Source organism: Sphingomonas folli, from assembly GCF_019429525.1.
GTDB lineage: Bacteria > Pseudomonadota > Alphaproteobacteria > Sphingomonadales > Sphingomonadaceae > Sphingomonas > Sphingomonas folii.
The window spans coordinates 419,937-435,179 of record NZ_JAHXZL010000002.1 but is presented as its reverse complement, the minus strand read 5'-3'; the positions used below and the strand labels follow the sequence as shown (position 1 = coordinate 435,179).

The 15,243-nt window shown below is 70.8% G+C and carries 15 protein-coding genes and 1 tRNA gene; 8 read left to right on the top strand and 8 right to left on the bottom strand.

The window, feature by feature from the left end; translation table 11 throughout:
* Positions 1-266: 266 nt before the first annotated feature.
* From KZ813_RS04685 to yaaA, 4 genes are all read right to left on the bottom strand, one after another.
* Positions 267-623, bottom strand: a complete 357-nt coding sequence (locus KZ813_RS04685; RefSeq protein WP_219753780.1) for a DUF952 domain-containing protein — start codon at positions 621-623, stop codon at positions 267-269.
* Positions 623-3,439 carry a DNA gyrase subunit A gene (gene gyrA, locus KZ813_RS04680; RefSeq protein WP_219753779.1) on the bottom strand — a complete coding sequence of 939 codons (2,817 nt, stop codon included), beginning with the start codon at positions 3,437-3,439 and terminating at the stop codon, positions 623-625. Before gyrA ends, KZ813_RS04685 begins: the two co-directional genes overlap by 1 nt.
* A 260-nt stretch (positions 3,440-3,699) precedes the next feature.
* Entirely contained in the window at positions 3,700-4,359 is a 660-nt protein-coding gene (locus KZ813_RS04675) for an SDR family oxidoreductase (RefSeq protein WP_219753778.1), read from the bottom strand.
* Positions 4,356-5,102 (bottom strand): peroxide stress protein YaaA, encoded by a 747-nt coding sequence (gene yaaA, locus KZ813_RS04670; RefSeq protein WP_219753777.1) that lies wholly within the window; start codon positions 5,100-5,102, stop codon positions 4,356-4,358. Before yaaA ends, KZ813_RS04675 begins: the two co-directional genes overlap by 4 nt.
* 174 nt (positions 5,103-5,276) lie before the next feature.
* Between yaaA and KZ813_RS04665 the strand changes: the two genes are divergently transcribed.
* The gene (locus KZ813_RS04665; protein ID WP_219753776.1) at positions 5,277-6,551 is read left to right on the top strand and encodes a hypothetical protein; all 1,275 of its coding nucleotides are present in this window, start codon (positions 5,277-5,279) and stop codon (positions 6,549-6,551) included.
* A 279-nt stretch (positions 6,552-6,830) separates the two neighbouring features.
* Here KZ813_RS04665 and KZ813_RS04660 read toward each other — a convergent pair whose 3' ends face one another.
* Positions 6,831-7,292 carry an Lrp/AsnC family transcriptional regulator gene (locus tag KZ813_RS04660; protein ID WP_219753775.1) on the bottom strand — a complete coding sequence of 154 codons (462 nt, stop codon included), beginning with the start codon at positions 7,290-7,292 and terminating at the stop codon, positions 6,831-6,833.
* Positions 7,293-7,502: 210 nt separating this feature from the next.
* Here KZ813_RS04660 and KZ813_RS04655 point away from each other — a divergent pair, with 210 nt between their 5' ends.
* The 7 genes from KZ813_RS04655 (at position 7,503) to cyoD (ending at position 13,433) form a co-directional block, all read left to right on the top strand.
* Entirely contained in the window at positions 7,503-9,161 is a 1,659-nt protein-coding gene (locus KZ813_RS04655; RefSeq protein ID WP_219753774.1) for a histidine kinase dimerization/phospho-acceptor domain-containing protein, read from the top strand.
* Between the two features lie 53 nt (positions 9,162-9,214).
* A tRNA-Ile gene (locus KZ813_RS04650) sits at positions 9,215-9,290 on the top strand.
* Between the two features lie 82 nt (positions 9,291-9,372).
* Complete coding sequence (locus tag KZ813_RS04645; RefSeq protein WP_258046394.1) at positions 9,373-9,588, top strand: DUF5818 domain-containing protein; 216 nt, start codon at positions 9,373-9,375, stop codon at positions 9,586-9,588.
* Positions 9,585-10,466: a ubiquinol oxidase subunit II gene (gene cyoA / locus KZ813_RS04640; protein WP_219753773.1), complete on the top strand. Its 882-nt coding sequence runs from the start codon at positions 9,585-9,587 to the stop codon at positions 10,464-10,466. The genes KZ813_RS04645 and cyoA overlap by 4 nt, the downstream gene beginning before the upstream one ends.
* Positions 10,463-12,418, top strand: coding sequence for a cytochrome o ubiquinol oxidase subunit I (cyoB, locus tag KZ813_RS04635; RefSeq protein WP_219753772.1), 1,956 nt, complete (start codon positions 10,463-10,465; stop codon positions 12,416-12,418). Before cyoA ends, cyoB begins: the two co-directional genes overlap by 4 nt.
* The gene (gene cyoC / locus KZ813_RS04630) at positions 12,415-13,062 is read left to right on the top strand and encodes a cytochrome o ubiquinol oxidase subunit III (RefSeq protein WP_219753771.1); all 648 of its coding nucleotides are present in this window, start codon (positions 12,415-12,417) and stop codon (positions 13,060-13,062) included. The genes cyoB and cyoC overlap by 4 nt, the downstream gene beginning before the upstream one ends.
* Complete coding sequence (gene cyoD, locus KZ813_RS04625; protein ID WP_219753770.1) at positions 13,059-13,433, top strand: cytochrome o ubiquinol oxidase subunit IV; 375 nt, start codon at positions 13,059-13,061, stop codon at positions 13,431-13,433. Before cyoC ends, cyoD begins: the two co-directional genes overlap by 4 nt.
* A 154-nt stretch (positions 13,434-13,587) precedes the next feature.
* Here the strand turns inward: cyoD and KZ813_RS04620 are convergent, their stop codons facing one another.
* From KZ813_RS04620 to KZ813_RS04610, 3 genes are read right to left on the bottom strand one after another with little or no spacing between them, the layout of a single operon-like run.
* Positions 13,588-14,049 (bottom strand): cytidine deaminase, encoded by a 462-nt coding sequence (locus tag KZ813_RS04620; protein ID WP_219753769.1) that lies wholly within the window; start codon positions 14,047-14,049, stop codon positions 13,588-13,590.
* A complete protein-coding gene (locus tag KZ813_RS04615; protein WP_219753768.1) occupies positions 14,046-14,699 on the bottom strand; it encodes a glycoside hydrolase family 25 protein in 654 nt (217 codons plus the stop codon). Before KZ813_RS04615 ends, KZ813_RS04620 begins: the two co-directional genes overlap by 4 nt.
* Positions 14,700-14,731: 32 nt before the next feature.
* On the bottom strand, positions 14,732-15,214 hold the full coding sequence (locus KZ813_RS04610; RefSeq protein WP_219753767.1) for a UPF0262 family protein: 483 nt from the start codon (positions 15,212-15,214) through the stop codon (positions 14,732-14,734).
* Positions 15,215-15,243: the final 29 nt, after the last annotated feature.

The following is a 15,243-nucleotide window of genomic DNA, read 5'->3' as shown; positions in this document are numbered from 1 at the left end:
GGGCTCCGCCGGGAGCACCTCTCGTCGAGGCCCGTCCATCTTCCCGCTCGCCGTGATCAGGGCTTGGTCCGAGATTCACCTCGCCGCCGACGCAGCGGCGGCTGACGACACGGGCGATGGGTCCGGGGACACGGCCGGGCGACGGGGGGGCGAGCGGCGACGTCCACGACCGCGTGGCGCAGCCGCTTGTGGCGTCAGGGATGCCGAACCGGATAGCACGACGGGGGCGGGGCAGGGGAGCCCGACGCCCTCCACCCCGCATCACCTCACCCCGCTACCGGCAGCTTCACCGTGCCGTCCTCGAGCCGCTCGAGCGCGCCATAGGCCACCACCGTCTCGAGCAGCAGCGGCTCGTACACATGCGGGAACAGCTGCCCCTCGCGCGCCTCCTCCCAGCGGAGCCGGTCGCCATAGGCCGCGAGATCGACCGCCGCGACGTGGAGATCGTCCTGCCCGGCGAAATGCTTGTCCACCGTCGCGGTGAGCTGCGCCGCGGTGGAGAGATGGACGTAACCGTCGGCAAGGTCCACCGGCGCGCCGTCGAAGCGACCGTCGCGCTCCAGCGCGGCGAGCTGCTCGCCGGTCAGCACCTTATAGGCAAGGGTCGGCCTTTCCTCCGCCATCACGCCTGCTCCCCGTCCTCGTCGTCGCTCTCGTCGACCTGCTCGCCCAGCGTGTCGGGTCCGGTACCGTCGTCGAGCGTCAGCCGGTCGCTCGCCGCGGCGGGCGCCGCCTCGTCGAGCTCGGCCGCGACCGCCTCCTCGGCGGCGTCCTCGGGCTCGGGCTCCTCGTCGATCCGCGCCGCCGAGACGACATGCTCGTCGGCCGCGACGTTGAACAGCCGCACGCCGGCCGAGCCGCGCCCGATCACGCGCAGCGAGGCGAGCGGCATTCGGATCATCTTGGCCTGGTCGGTCACCAGCATCAGCTGCTCGGCCTTGCTCGCCGCGAAGCTGGCCACCACCGCGCCGTTGCGCGCGATATTGTCGATGTTGGTGATGCCCTGGCCGCCCCGCCCGGTGCGGCGATACTCATAGGCCGAGCTGAGCTTGCCATAGCCGTTGGCGCAGACCGTCAGCACGAACTGCTCGCGCGCGCGCAGCTCCTCGAAGCGCAGCTGGTCCATGACGCGCGGCGTCCGCTCCGCGTCCTCGGCCTTCCACGGCGCGTGGCGGAGGTAATCCTCGCGCTCCTCCTGGTCGCGGATGCCGGCGCGGTGGAGCACGGAGAGCGAGATCACCTGGTCGTCGCCCTTCAGCGCGATGCCGCGCACGCCGGTCGAGTTGCGGCTCTGGAACTCGCGCACCTCGTCGGCCGCGAAGCGGATCGCCTTGCCCGCGCGGGTCGCGAGCAGCACGTCGTCGCCCTCGTCGAGCAGCGCCACGCCGATCAGCCGGTCCTCGGCGTCCTCGCCCTCGAACTTCATCGCGATCTTGCCGTTCGAGGGAACGTTGGTGAAGGAATCCATGCTGTTGCGCCGCACCGATCCGCGCGCGGTGGCGAACATGACGTGCAGCTTGCCCCATTCCGCCTCGTCCTCGGGCAGCGGCAGCACGGTGGAGATCGTCTCGCCCTGCTCGAGCGGGAGCAGGTTGATCATCGGCCGACCGCGCGTGGCGGGGCCGCCCTCGGGCAGCTTCCACACCTTCATGCGATAGACGCGGCCCAGCGTGGAGAAGAACAGCACCGGCGTGTGCGTCGAGGTGACGAACAGCTTGGTGACGACGTCCTCGTCCTTCGTCGCCATCGCGCTGCGGCCCTTGCCGCCGCGCGCCTGGGCGCGGAAGGCGTCGAGCGGGGTGCGCTTGATATAGCCCGCCATGGTGACGGTGACGACCATCTCCTCGCGCTCGATCAGGTCCTCGTCGTCGATCCCGTCCGCCGCGGCGGCGATCTCGGTGCGCCGCGGCGTGGCGAACTGCTCGCGCACGTCGCGGAATTCCTCGCGCATCACGGCGTACAATTTCACCCGATCGGACAGGATCGCGAGCAGCTCGGTGATCGAGTCCGCCAGCGTCTTGAGCTCGTCGCCGATCTCGTCGCGACCGAGTGCGGTGAGGCGATGCAGCCGCAGGTCGAGGATGGCGCGGACCTGCACCTCGGTGAGGCGGTAGGTGTCGCCGGCGACGTCGGTCTCGAGCGCCTCGACGAGGCGGAGATAGGGCGCGATCTCGGCGATCGGCCAGTCGCGCGACAGCAGCTTGGCGCGCGCCTCGGCCGGGCTCGACGAGCCGCGGATGATCTTCACCACCTCGTCGAGGTTGGTCACCGCGATGACGAGACCGAGCAGGATATGCGCGCGATCGCGCGCCTTGTTGAGCTCGAACTTGGCGCGACGCGTGATCACCTGCTCGCGGAAGGTGACGAAGGCGGCGATGATGTCGCGCAGGTTGAGCAGCTCGGGCCGGCCGCCGCGGATCGCGAGCATGTTCGCCGGGAAGGAGCCCTGCGCCGGCGTGTGGCGCCACAATTGGTTGAGCACCACCTCGGGCGTGGCGTCGCGCTTGAGGTCGATGACGATCCGCACGCCCTCGCGGTTCGACTCGTCGCGGATGTCGCTGACGCCCTCGACGCGCTTCTCCTTGGCGGCGTCGGCGATCTTCTCGACCAGCGCGTTCTTGCCCTGCTGGAACGGGATCTCGGTCAGCACGATCGAGGTGCGGTCGCCGCGCCCGGTCTCGATTGTGTGGCGCGAGCGCACGATGATCGAGCCGCGCCCGGTCTCATAGGCCGAGCGCGCGCCGGCGCGGCCCAGGATGATCGCGCCGGTCGGGAAGTCCGGACCGGGGACGATCTCCATCAGCTCCTCGGTCGTGATCGCCCCGTTGTCGAGATAGGCGAGGCAGGCGTCGACCACCTCGCCGAGATTGTGCGGCGGGATGTTGGTGGCCATGCCGACCGCGATGCCGCCGGCGCCGTTGACGAGCAGGTTGGGGAAGCGCGCCGGCAGCACCTGCGGCTCGCGCTCGCTCGCGTCATAGTTGGGCTGGAAGTCGACGGTGTCCTTGTCGAGGTCGTCGAGCAGATAGTTGGCCGCCTTGGCCAGACGCGCCTCGGTGTAGCGCATCGCCGCGGGCGGATCGGGATCCATCGAGCCGAAATTGCCCTGGCCGTCGATCAGCGGCAGCCGCATCGACCAGTCCTGCGTCATGCGCGCCAGGGCGTCGTAGATCGCGGTGTCGCCGTGCGGGTGGTATTTACCGATCACGTCACCGACGATGCGCGCGGACTTGCGGTACGGCCGGTTGTAGAGGAACCCGCTCTCGCTCGCGGAGAAGAGGATGCGGCGGTGGACCGGCTTGAGGCCGTCGCGCACGTCGGGCAGCGCGCGCGCGACGATCACGCTCATGGCGTAGTCCAGGTAGCTGGTCTTCATCTCCTCGACGATGGAGATGGGGGCGATATCAGACGGATCGGCGAGGACGGTGTCGTCGGCCAAGATGCTTCTTTCTTTTGCGGATCGTTGCTGCGCGGGGGTGTAGGACGGCGCGGCCACAAAGTCACGCGTACGCGCGCGTGCGCGTGGGGGGCTTACCCGGAGCGGGGGTAGAGTGGGCGGGAACTCACCCAATCAGCTCCACCCCGGCGCACGCCGGGGTCCAGGTGGGGGACGTCAGCTTACGCCTCCGAGGTCGTCCCAACTGGACCCCGGCGTCCGCCGGGGGGGGGCACTGGCGAGGAGAGCGCTGCGCCGAGCGGCTACGGCGCGATCTCCGCCCCGTCCCAGGCGAAGATCTTGCCGCTGTCGGTCGGGCGCAGCCCGTCCAGCACGTCGAGCAGCTGCACCGCGGCGCGGCCGGGCTGGAACAGGTCGCGCCCGCGCTGCTGGAACGGCTTGGAGAGGCGCGTGTCGACCGTGCCCGGGTGCAGCGCCACCACGAGCCCCCGGTCGTTGCGGCGCTTGTCCTCGATCGCGAGCGTGCGGATCAGCTGGTGGAGCGCGGCCTTGCTCGCGCGATAGCCGTACCAGCCGCCGAGCCGGTTGTCCGAGATGCTGCCCACCCGCGCCGACAGCGCCGCGAAGACCGACCTCCCCGTGCGCGGCATGATCGGCAGGAAATGCTTGGCCACCAGCGCGGGCCCGATCGCGTTGACCGCATATTGCCGCGCCAGCCAGACCGGGTCGAGATCGCGCAGCGCCTTCTCCGGCCCGTGCTCGGCGTCGTGGAGCAGCCCGGTCGCGACGATCACCAGCTCGGGCGCGCCCGCGCGCGCCGCGGCGGCCGCGACCGACGCCTCGTCGGTGACGTCGAGGTCGCCGCGCGCGAGCCGCAGCACGTCCTGACCCTCTTCCTCCAGCGCCTCGGCGAGCGCGGCGCCGATGCCGCCCCCCGCGCCGATCACCACCGCGCGGGTCATGCCGCGCGCTCGAAGGTCCAGCGCGCGTCGTCGCTCTGCTCGGGCGCGAAGCGGTAGCCGGCGGTGTCGAACGCCCTCATGCCCTCGACGTCGGTGACGTGATGCTCGACCAGGTAGCGCGCCATCATCCCGCGCGCCTTCTTGGCGTGGAAGCTGACGAAGCGCCCGTCGGCCTCGCGGAAGTCGACCGCGAGCACGCGGACATCGTCGGGGAGCCGATCGGCGACCACCTCCCAATATTCCTGGCTCGCGAGGTTGAGCACCACGCCGGAGCCCTCGGCCGTCAGGTCCTCGGCGAGCGCGCCCGCGACGCGATCGCCCCACCAGTCGGTCAGCTTCTTCTTCCGCGGCGCCCAGCGCGTGCCCATCTCGAGCCGGTACGGGCGGATGCCGTCGAGCGGGCGCAGGATGCCGTACAGCCCCGAGAGCAGCCGGACATGGTCCTGCGCGAAGCGCACCGCCGCCTCGTCGAGCGTCGCCGCCTCGAACCCGGCGTAGACGTCGCCCGCGAAGGTGTAGAGCGCGGGGCGCTCCTCGGCGGCGTCGAAGTCGCGGAAGCGATCGGCATTGAGCTTGGCCAGCGCGGGCGAGATCTTCATCAGCTCGGCCAGCTTCTTCTGCGTCAGGTGCGCGGCGGCGTGCGCCAGCGTCGCTGCCTCGGCGGCGAAGCGCGCGGGCGTGGTGGGGAAGGGGGGCGGGGTCTCGAGGTCCAGCGTCTTGGCTGGCGACAGAACGGCGATCATCGCGACGCCCTACGCCGCGCCCGGGGCGCGTTCAATCGCGGTTCAGCGGCGACACGCAATGTCACCCGCGCTTCCTTGAACCGCCGCGTGACCGGCACTAGAGCGGCGGGCGAGCGTTTCGCCTGAGATTTTCCTGGCGCGACTTGCTGGCGCAGATTCTGGAGAGACATGTCGATGAAGATGCTTTCGAACGCCGTCATGGCCGCGCTGCTCGCCGGGGGCGCCACGGTCGCGCTCGCGCAGCCCGCGCTGGCGCAGAAGAAAGACGACAAAAAGGACCAGGGCTCGCAGCTGAAGCTCAGCAACGAGGTCCGTGGGCCCGCGGCGCAGGCGCAGACCGCGCTCGCCGCCAAGGACACCGCCACGGCCACGCCGCTGGTGGCGCAGGTCGAGGCCGCGGCCAAGACCGACGACGAGAAGTATATCGCGGCGGCGCTGCGGCTGAACCTCGAGGCGATCAAGATGGACAGCGGCGGCGGCTCGGCCGGCCTGACCGCGCCGCTCGACGCGCTGATCGCCAGCCCGCGCACGCCGCCGGCGGACAAGGCGCGCTACGCCTATCAGCGCGGCGTCATCGCCGCCAACGCCAAGGACCCGGCGGGTGCCTCGCGCTTCTTCGAGCAGGCGCAGCAGCTGGGCTACAACGATCCCAACCTGCCGCTGCAGCTGGTCAAGCTGAAGATGGACTCGGGCGACGTCGCGGGCGGTTCGGCCGCGCTGGCCAAGATGGTCGACCAGCAGGTCGCCGCCGGCACCAAGCCGAGCGAGGACATCTACAAATACGCCATCGCCAAGAACAACCAGGCGAAGAACAACGCCGAGACGGTGGCGTGGATGCGCCGCTATCTGGCGGCCTATCCGACCAAGAAGAACTGGCGCGACATGCTGACGTTCTGGGGCATCCAGACCCAGGCGGTGGCGACGCTCGACAAGAACCAGAAGGTCGACCTGTTCCGCCTGCTGCGCACCGGCAAGGCGCTGGCGGACCAGTATGACTATGAGATCTACGCGCAGTGGACCTTCGACCAGGGCCTGCCGTGGGAGTCGAAGGCGGTGCTGACCGAGGGCAAGGCCGCGGGCAAGATCCCGGCCGACAGCGCCAACGCCAACAGCCTGCTCGCGGCGTCGAACAAGTCGATCTCGAACGAGGGCTCGATGGCCGCGGTCGAGGCGCGCGCCCAGAAGGCGGCGGACGGCAAGCTCGCCGCCAGCACCGCGGACGCGTATCTGGGCACCGGCGAGTGGGCCAAGTCGGTCGCGCTGTACCGCACCGCGCTGCAGAAGGGCGGCGTGGACGCCAACACGGTGAACACGCGGCTCGGCATCGCGCTGGCGAACTCGGGCGATACCGCAGGCGCCAAGACCGCCTTCCAGGCGGTGCAGGGCAGCCCACGCTCGGACATCGCCGCCTGGTGGATCGAGTTCCTCGACCACCCGCCGCAGGCGTGAGGTGACGGCCGCGCCCATAGAAGGGCACGGCCGATCCTCCCCGCTCGGCGGGGAGGGGGACCATTGCGCAGCATGGTGGAGGGAGCTCTCCGCGCCCACGTCGCGAGTGATTAGAACGCCACGCAGCGAGGCGCCCGCGAAGAGCCTCCTCCGTCAGCGCGTCGCGCTACCAGTGCGGGCGAGATGGTGTCTCCGGACACCATCTTGGCTTGCCGGGGCAAGCCAACGCCCGCACTCCCCGTGCCGGGGAGGATCTGGGCGCCTTCGCGGCCTCCCGTCTCACGCGATCGGCACGCCGACCTGCGACTTGGAGCTGCGGATCGTCAGCGACGATTTCACGCTCGCCACGTTGGGCGCCGACGTGAGCTTGGTCGTCAGGATCCGCTGGAAGCTCTCCAGATCGGCGGCGACGATCTTGAGGATGAAGTCGATCTCGCCGTTGAGCATGTGGCATTCGCGCACCTCGGGGATCGCGGCGACATGGCTCTCGAAGGCGGCGAGGTCCTGCTCGGCCTGGCTGCGCAGGCTGACCATCGCGAACACGGTGATCGGGAAGCCGAGCTGCGCCGGGTCGCACTCGGCGTGATAGCCGCGGATCACGCCCGCCTGTTCCAGCGCGCGGACCCGGCGCAGGCACGGCGGCGCGGTGAGCCCGACGCGCTCGGCGAGCTCCACGTTGGTCATGCGCCCGTCCTCCTGCAGCAGCGCGAGGATCTGACGGTCGATACGGTCCAGGGTCATGACGCCTCTTAGCTGCTGATCGCGCAGTTTCGCGATAGCTTCGGAACGCCCCGCTACAATAAAATTGCGTGCCAGCGCAATTGTGCCAAGCTGCGACATGGCAGCTTTTTGCGCCGCAATGAGCGTTAGCGACCGTTTCGGGCCCGCTCTATGTACGGCGCAGGCGAGCCGACGGCGCGCCGTTCATCAGCAGCAGAGGGCTAGCCACCGGTGCGGTTCGACGACAGTCTGAAGACCGTTCTCGCCGCCGACGTCTCCACGGCGTTCGGCGCGCGCGCGGCTTTCCGCCAGCTGGTCGACCTGATCGGGCGCGGCCGCGCGCCGGCCGAGCCGGCGCTGGTGGCGCGGCTGCGCGACCTGCGCCCGACCGTGCCCACCGAGGTGCGTGCGGCCGCCGCGCGCGGGCTGGCGCTGGCCGACCCGCCCGCCGCGCTCGTCGCCTTCTTCGCCGAGGACACGCCCGAGATCGCGGCGACGATGCTCCGCGTCGCGCGGCTGTCGCCCGAGGAATGGGACGTGCTGCTGCCGCAGCTCGGCCCGCACGGCCGCAGCGTGCTGCGTCGTCGCGGCGATCTCGCGCCCTCGGTCAGCCGCGCGCTTGAGGCGTTCGGCTCGACCGACTTCGCGCTGCCCGAGCCCGACGCGCCGCCCGCGGCCGCGCCGACGCCGGCGGCCGCCGGCGTGAGCGGCGCGGGCGAGCGGTTCGAGGTGGCCGACCTGGTCCACCGCATCGAGGCCTATCAGCGCCAGCGCGGCGCCGCGTACGGCCTGACCGAGCCGTCGCCCGCGACCGTGCACGCCTTTCGCTTCGAGACCGACGCGGTCGGGATCATCCGCTGGGTCGACACCGGCCCGCGCGGCGCGCTGATCGGGCTGTCGCTCAACCATGATGCCGCGCTGGTGCCGTCGCACCATCACGTCGACGGCGTCGCCGCGGGAGCGTTCCGCAAGCGCGCCACCTTCGCCGACGCGCGGCTGCGCGTGCCGGGCGAATCGGCGGTGGGCGGCGACTGGCGCATCTCGGGGGCGCCGATGTTCGATCTCGCCAGCGGCAGCTTCGTCGGCTTCCGCGGCCGCGCGCGGCGACCGCGCGCCGAGGAGAGCGCCGGCGCGACGCGTTCGGTGACGGGTGGCGCCGGGGCCGAGGGACTGCGCCGGCTGGTCCACGAGCTGCGCACGCCCACCAACGCGATCGCGGGTTTCTCCGAGCTGATCGAGCAGGAACTGCTCGGCCCGGTACCGCCGCGCTATCGCGACCGCGCCGCCGCGATCCGTCGCCATGTCGCCGGGCTGATCGGCGCGATCGACGATCTCGACCTCGCCGCGCGGCTGGAGGGCAAGGCGCTCGATCTGCGCGACGACGTGGTCGCGATCGCGCCGCTGCTGGGGCGGGTCGCGCAGGATCTCGCGCCGCTCGCCGCGCTGCGCGGCGGCGCGCTGGCGCTGCCCGAACCCGGCGCCGCGCTCTGGGCCGCCGACGCGCACGCCGCCGAGCGGCTGGTGCAGCGGCTGTTCGCGACGTTGCTCGCCGCCGCGACGCGCGGCGAACTGCTCGGCGTGGCGGTCGAGCCGCTCGGCGAGTCGGTCGCGCTGACGATCGCGCTGACGATCGCGCTGCCCGTCGCGCTGGTCGGGCGCGACGAGGTCGCGCTGCTCGCGCTCGACGACGAGGCGGTGAGCGACGACGAGGGCGCGCCGCTCCTCGGCATCGGCTTCGCGCTGCGGCTGGCGCGCAACCTCGCGGTCGAGCTGGGCGGCCGGCTCGACTTCCTGCCGGAGCGGCTGCGGCTGGCGCTGCCGAGTGCCGCGCCGGCGGTCGCGCCGGGCGACGGCGACGCGGCGCGCGACCATGCCCAGGGCGGCAGCTGAGCCGGCTTGCCAGCCGCCCCGGCGTGCCGCTACGTGGCGGGACCGACGCGGGCGGGCCTGTAGCTCAACGGTTAGAGCTGGCCGCTCATAACGGCTAGGTTGCGGGTTCGAGTCCTGCCGGGCCCACCACCGCTCGCGTCGGTCCGACCGCTCTCCTGATCTCGCTCACGTGGCCGATCGCCGGCGCTTGCGTCGGCGCGGGCGAGGGCGCATGGGCGCGACCATGGCGATGCCGGGCAGCCCCGTCGACGAGACCGGCACGTTGGTCCGCGAGGGCGGCGCCTTCATCCTCCAGCGCGACCGCGGCGGCACCTTCGTGCTCGAGCTGCGGCGAGTGCCGGTCGACCATGTCGCCAAGCGAGTCCGCGTGCGCGGCGTGCTGCTCGACGCGACCCGCGTCAGCGTCGATGGAGTGGCAGCGGCGTGATCGCGGCGCGCCGTTGGCTCACGCTCGCGCCGCTCGCGCTGGCGGGGTGCAGCGCCGGCGTGCTCGACCCGCGCGGACCGGTGGCGCGCGGCGAGAAGCAGATCCTGCTCGACTCGGTCGCGGCCATGCTGCTGATCGTCGTGCCGGTGATGCTGGCGACGGTGGCGTTCGCCTGGTGGTTCCGCGCCGGCAACCGCCGCGCGCGCTACCGGCCCGACTGGGATTATTCGGGCAAGCTCGAGCTGCTGATCTGGTCGGTGCCCGCGATGATCGTGCTGTTCCTGGGCGGCACCGGCTGGGTCGGCGCGCACCTGCTCGACCCGCGCCGCCCCATCCCCGCGACGGCCGCGCCGATCGAGGTGCAGGTGGTCGCGCTCGACTGGAAGTGGCTTTTCCTCTACCCCGACCAGCGCGTCGCCACCGTCAATCGCCTGGTCGTGCCCGCCGGCGCGCCGATCCATTTCCGGCTCACCTCGGCGACGGTGATGAACAGCTTCTTCGTGCCGCAGCTCGGCAGCCAGATCTACGCCATGGCGGGGATGGAGGCTCAGCTCCGCCTCGCCGCCGACCGGCCCGGGCGCTATCCCGGGATCGCCGCGCATTACAGCGGCAAGGGCTTCTCCGACATGACCTTCACCGTCGACGCGCTGCCCGCGGCGCAGTTCACCGCCTGGGCGGCGCGGGCGCGCGCCGCGCCGCCGCTCGACGAGGCGCGCTACCGACAGCTCGCGCGGCGCGGCACCGTGCCGGCACCCCTGATGTTCGGCACCGCGCCGCCGCGACTGTTCGACGCGATCGTGGCGCAGCGCGCCCCCGCCGCCGAGCGCCCGCGCGACGCCAGCAACCAGGGCGAATCCGACGCGGAGGCGGGCAAGTGACGCTGCTCGGGCGCCTGAGCTGGGACGCGATCCCGCTGCACGAGCCGATCGTGATGGTCACCGCGGGCGTGCTGTTCGTGGTGCTGCTCGGCACCGGCGCGACGGTCCTGCTCAAGGGCTGGCTGCCGTATCTTTGGCGCGAGTGGATCACCTCGGTCGACCACAAGCGGATCGGGGTGATGTACTGCCTGCTCGCCCTCGTGATGCTGATCCGCGGTTTCGCCGACGCGCTGATGATGCGTTCGCACCAGGCGATGGCGGTGGGCGCCGGCAAGGGCTTCCTCCCGCCCGACCACTATGACCAGATCTTCAGCGCGCACGGCACGATCATGATCTTCTTCGTGGCGATGCCGTTCATGATCGGGCTGATGAACTTCGCGGTGCCGCTCCAGCTGGGCGTGCGCGACGTCGCCTTCCCGACGCTCAACTCGGTCAGCTTCTGGCTCACCGCCACGGGCGTGCTGCTGATCAACACCAGCCTCGTCGTCGGCGAGTTCGCGCGCACCGGCTGGCTGGTCTACCCGCCGCTGAGCGAGCGCGCCTTCTCCCCCGGGGTGGGCGTGGATTACTATCTGTGGGCGCTGCAGATCTCGGGTGCGGGGACGCTGCTGGGCGGGATCAACCTGGTCACCACGATCCTGAAGATGCGCGCGCCCGGCATGCGCTACACCCGGATGCCGATCTTCTGCTGGACCGCGCTGGCGAGCAACCTGCTGATCGTCGCGGCCTTCCCGATCCTGACCGCCACGCTGGCGATGCTGACGCTGGATCGCTACCTCGGCTTCCACTTCTTCACCAACGAGGCGGGCGGCAACCAGATGCTGTTCGTCAACCTCATCTGGGCCTGGGGTCACCCCGAGGTGTACATCCTGGTGCTGCCCGCCTTCGGCGTGTTCAGCGAGGTGATCGCGACCTTCAGCGGCAAGCCGCTGTTCGGCTATCGCTCGATGGTGCTCGCCACGCTGGCGATCTGCATCCTCTCCTTCATGGTGTGGCTGCACCATTTCTTCACGATGGGCGCGGGGGCGGACGTCAACGGCGTGTTCGGCGTGATGACGATGATCATCGCGGTGCCCACCGGCGTGAAGGTCTTCAACTGGCTGTTCACCATGTACGGCGGGCGGCTGCGCTTCGAGGTGCCGATGCTGTGGGCGGTGGCGTTCATCCCCACCTTCGTCGTCGGCGGCATGACCGGCGTGCTGCTGGCGGTGCCCCCGGCCGATTTCGTGCTCCACAACTCGGTCTTCCTGGTGGCGCACTTCCACAACGTGATCATCGGCGGGGTGCTGTTCGCCGCTTTCGCGGGCTACACCTACTGGTTCCCGAAGGCGTTCGGCTTCCGCCTGCATGACGGCTGGGGCAGAGCGGCGGTGGTGCTGTGGGTCAGCGGCTTCTATCTCGCCTTCATGCCGCTCTACGCGCTCGGGCTGATGGGCATGACGCGGCGGCTCCAGCATTACGACAATCCGGCGTGGCAGCCGTGGCTGATCGCCGCCTGGCTCGGCGCGCTGCTGATCCTCGGCGGGATCGCCAGCCTCGCGATGCAGCTCTATGTCTCGGTGCGCGAGCGCCGCTCGCTCGCCGACGAGAGCGGTGACCCGTGGGACGGGCGGACGCTGGAATGGGCGACTCGCTCGCCCCCGCCGCCCTGGAACTTCGCACGACTGCCCCAGGTGGAGGGGCGCGACGCGCTCGCGCTGATGAAGCGCGGCGAGGCCGAGGCGACGCCCGACCCGCTCGAGCCGATCGAGATGCCGCGTAACAGCGCCTACGGCTTCGTCGGCGCCTTCTTCACCTACATCACGGGCTTCGCGCTGGTGTGGCAGATCTGGTGGCTGGTGGTGCTCGGCCTGCTCGCCGGCTTCGCGACGACCTTGTGGATCGCCTGGTACCAGCCCGGCGAGCGAGAGATCGGCGTCGAGGAGCTGCGCGCGCTGGAGCCGGCGGCATGAGCGGCGAGATCGCCGACCCGCGGCACGAGGACAGGAGCGGGGGGAAGGGCGATCCGCCCGGCCACGGCGAGGGTGGCCCCGCGCCCAAGCAGGTGACGGTCGCCTTCGGCTTCTGGATCTTTCTGCTCAGCGACATCATCATGTTCTCGGGGCTGTTCGCGTCCTACGCGGTGCTCGCGCCGAACACCGCGGGCGGGCCGGCGGGGAGCGAGCTGTTCGAGCTGCGGCTGGTGTTCGTCGAGACGCTGTGCCTGCTGTTCTCCAGCTTCACCTGCGGGGTGATGTCGATCATGGCGGTGAAGCAGCGCGCCGGCGCGACCTATCTGTGGGCGGGGCTGACGGCGCTGCTCGGGCTGAGCTTCCTCGCGATCGAGCTGTACGAGCTCACCCACCTGGTCCTGGAGGGAGCCGGTCCGACGCGCAGCGCCTTCCTCTCGGCGCTGTTCACGCTGGTGGGCGCGCACGGGCTGCACGTTGCCGCCGGGCTGGCATGGTTGACGGTGATGATGGGGCAGGTGGCGACGCTGGGCTTCACCGACGCCGTGCAGCGGAGGCTGCTGTGCTTCGGCCTCTACTGGCACGCGCTCGACATCATCTGGGTCGCGCTGTTCACCGTCGTCTATCTGTACGGAGTGATGGGATGAGCGAGCAGAAGGGCGATCGCCACCTCGACCACGCCCCCGGCGGCCACAAGGAGGGGGCGGCGCGGTTCTCCACTTATGCGGCGGGGCTGGGGCTGGCGCTGCTGCTGACGGTCGCGTCTTTCGCGCTGGTCGGCTCGGGCGCGGTCTGGGCGCCGGCGATCCCGATCCTGCTCGCGGTGCTGGCGGTGGCGCAGATGGGGGTGCATCTCGTCTTCTTCCTCCACATCACCAGCGGGCCGGAGAACACCAACAACACGCTGGCGCTGGCGTTCGGCGTGATGATCGTGGTGCTGACAGTCGGGGGCACCTTGTGGATCATGGCGCATCTCGACCACAATATGATGCCCATGGCGGCGATGGCGAAGCCGTGAAATAGACACTCCTTCGTTACATCCTCCGGCGTCATCCTGAGCTCGTCTCAGGATCCACCGTGCCGCGTACTCATACGCGGAGGCACCTGCGGGACCGTGGATCCTGAAACGAGTTCAGGATGACGCCGTGGTGTTCCGACGGTCGCCGCGCCCCTCAGCGCACGCCCAGGTCGCTCGGCCCGAAGGCGTCGGGCAGCAGCTCGGACAGGCGATAGCTCGCCACCGCCTCGCCCTCGGCGCCCGCGCAATGGACCGCGAGGTCGCGTCCGCTCAGCTGCGCCGCCTCGTTGAGCACCTGCCGGCAGCGACCGCACGGCCGCACCGGCGCGTCGCCGGTGGCGCGGCCGGCCGAGTTCATCGCCCCGCCGATCACGCCCACCGCCACCACCCGGCGCAGCCGCCCGGAGGCGGAGACGGTCGCGATCGCCACGGTCTCGGCGCAGAGTGACAGGCCGTAGCTGGCGTTCTCGACGTTGGCGCCGGTGACCACGCTGCCGTCGTCGAGCAGCACCGCCGCGCCCACCGCGAAGCGCGAGTAGGGCGCGTGCGCGTGCACCGCCGCCGCGCGCGCCGCCGCGATCAGCTGCCACGCCTGATCCTGATCCCGCTCGCTCATCCCAGCTCCACCACGTCCCAGTTGACCGGTCCGTCGACCCCGTCGACGCGGCGCAGGTCGCTCGCGCGCCACATCCGCCACACGCGCGCGCCATAGCCGGGGCGGAGGAAATTGCCGACCGCCCAGAGCGGCCGGTCGAACGCCTCAGTTAGGCGATAGTCGCGCTCGACCTCGCGCGCCACCTTGAGCAGCACCGGCTTGCCGGTGTGAGTCTCGATCCGCGTGATCATGTCCGCCACGCCGGCGACCAGCGCGGCGCGCTCCGGGCGATCGGCGCAGTCCTCGGCGTAGCGGAACGAGATCGCCACCGGCAGCGCCTGCGAGTCGCGCGGCACCACGGTGTTGAACGAGTCCGCCTGGGCGCGCGGCGACTGGCAGAAGGAGAAGACGTGGATCGCGCCGCGTCGCAGACCGGCGCGCGCCATCTCGTCCCAGTTGGTCTGGAAAGCGCGGTCGCGCGCGGTCGCGCCGACGGTCGCCACGGCATAGCCGAAATCGGCGCCCGCGCCCTTCACCACCGGCCAGATCACGTCGCCGGTCGCCTCGGACACGTCGACGCCCTGCACCGGGTAGCGCTCGATCCCCGGCCGCCAGCGGAGCGCGACCTGCCACGCGGCCACGCCCGCGAGCGCGATCGCACCCAGAATCAAGAAGATCCTTCCCAAACCCCACATGATGAAACTTATGCCTTGATATGAAGGACGCAGATCAGCGTGAAGAGACGCCGCGCGGTGTCGAAGTCGATCGCCACCTTGCCGTCGAGCCGCTCGCGCAGCAGGTCGGCGGCATCATTGTGGATGGCACGGCGCGCCATGTCCACCGTCTCGATCTGCTGCGGCGTCGACTGGCGGATCGCCTGATAGTAACTATCGCAGATCGCGAAGTAATCTTTTATCGGCCGGCGGAAGCGCGCGAGCCCCAGCACCAGGGTCTCGAGCGGCGTGTCGTCGGCGCGCCGGATCGCCAGCGCCAGCCGGCCCTCCTCGACCGACAGCCGCACCTTGTAGGGACCGTCGTAGCCGTCCGGCTGCGCGCGCTGCGGGGCGAAGTGATTGCCCTCGATCAGGTCGAAGATGGCGATCCGGCGCTCCTGCTCGATGTCGGCCGAGCGCCACAGGATGGTGCGCTCGTCCAGCTCGATGTCGATGATCCGCGGATCGGCCATGCGCCCGCTCGATAGAGGCGATGCGCCGC

Excerpts from the sequence above, each read along its gene's own strand:
- KZ813_RS04645 (WP_258046394.1), top strand. The coding sequence starts at position 9,373 with ATGGGCGCGACCATGGCGATGCCGGGCAGCCCCGTCGACGAGACCGGC.
- cyoC (WP_219753771.1), top strand. The coding sequence starts at position 12,415 with ATGAGCGGCGAGATCGCCGACCCGCGGCACGAGGACAGGAGCGGGGGG.
- KZ813_RS04665 (WP_219753776.1), top strand. The coding sequence starts at position 5,277 with ATGAAGATGCTTTCGAACGCCGTCATGGCCGCGCTGCTCGCCGGGGGC.
- KZ813_RS04610 (WP_219753767.1), bottom strand. The coding sequence starts at position 15,214 with ATGGCCGATCCGCGGATCATCGACATCGAGCTGGACGAGCGCACCATC.
- KZ813_RS04620 (WP_219753769.1), bottom strand. The coding sequence starts at position 14,049 with ATGAGCGAGCGGGATCAGGATCAGGCGTGGCAGCTGATCGCGGCGGCG.
- KZ813_RS04685 (WP_219753780.1), bottom strand. The coding sequence starts at position 623 with ATGGCGGAGGAAAGGCCGACCCTTGCCTATAAGGTGCTGACCGGCGAG.
- KZ813_RS04675 (WP_219753778.1), bottom strand. The coding sequence starts at position 4,359 with ATGACCCGCGCGGTGGTGATCGGCGCGGGGGGCGGCATCGGCGCCGCG.
- yaaA (WP_219753777.1), bottom strand. The coding sequence starts at position 5,102 with ATGATCGCCGTTCTGTCGCCAGCCAAGACGCTGGACCTCGAGACCCCG.
- cyoD (WP_219753770.1), top strand. The coding sequence starts at position 13,059 with ATGAGCGAGCAGAAGGGCGATCGCCACCTCGACCACGCCCCCGGCGGC.
- KZ813_RS04660 (WP_219753775.1), bottom strand. The coding sequence starts at position 7,292 with ATGACCCTGGACCGTATCGACCGTCAGATCCTCGCGCTGCTGCAGGAG.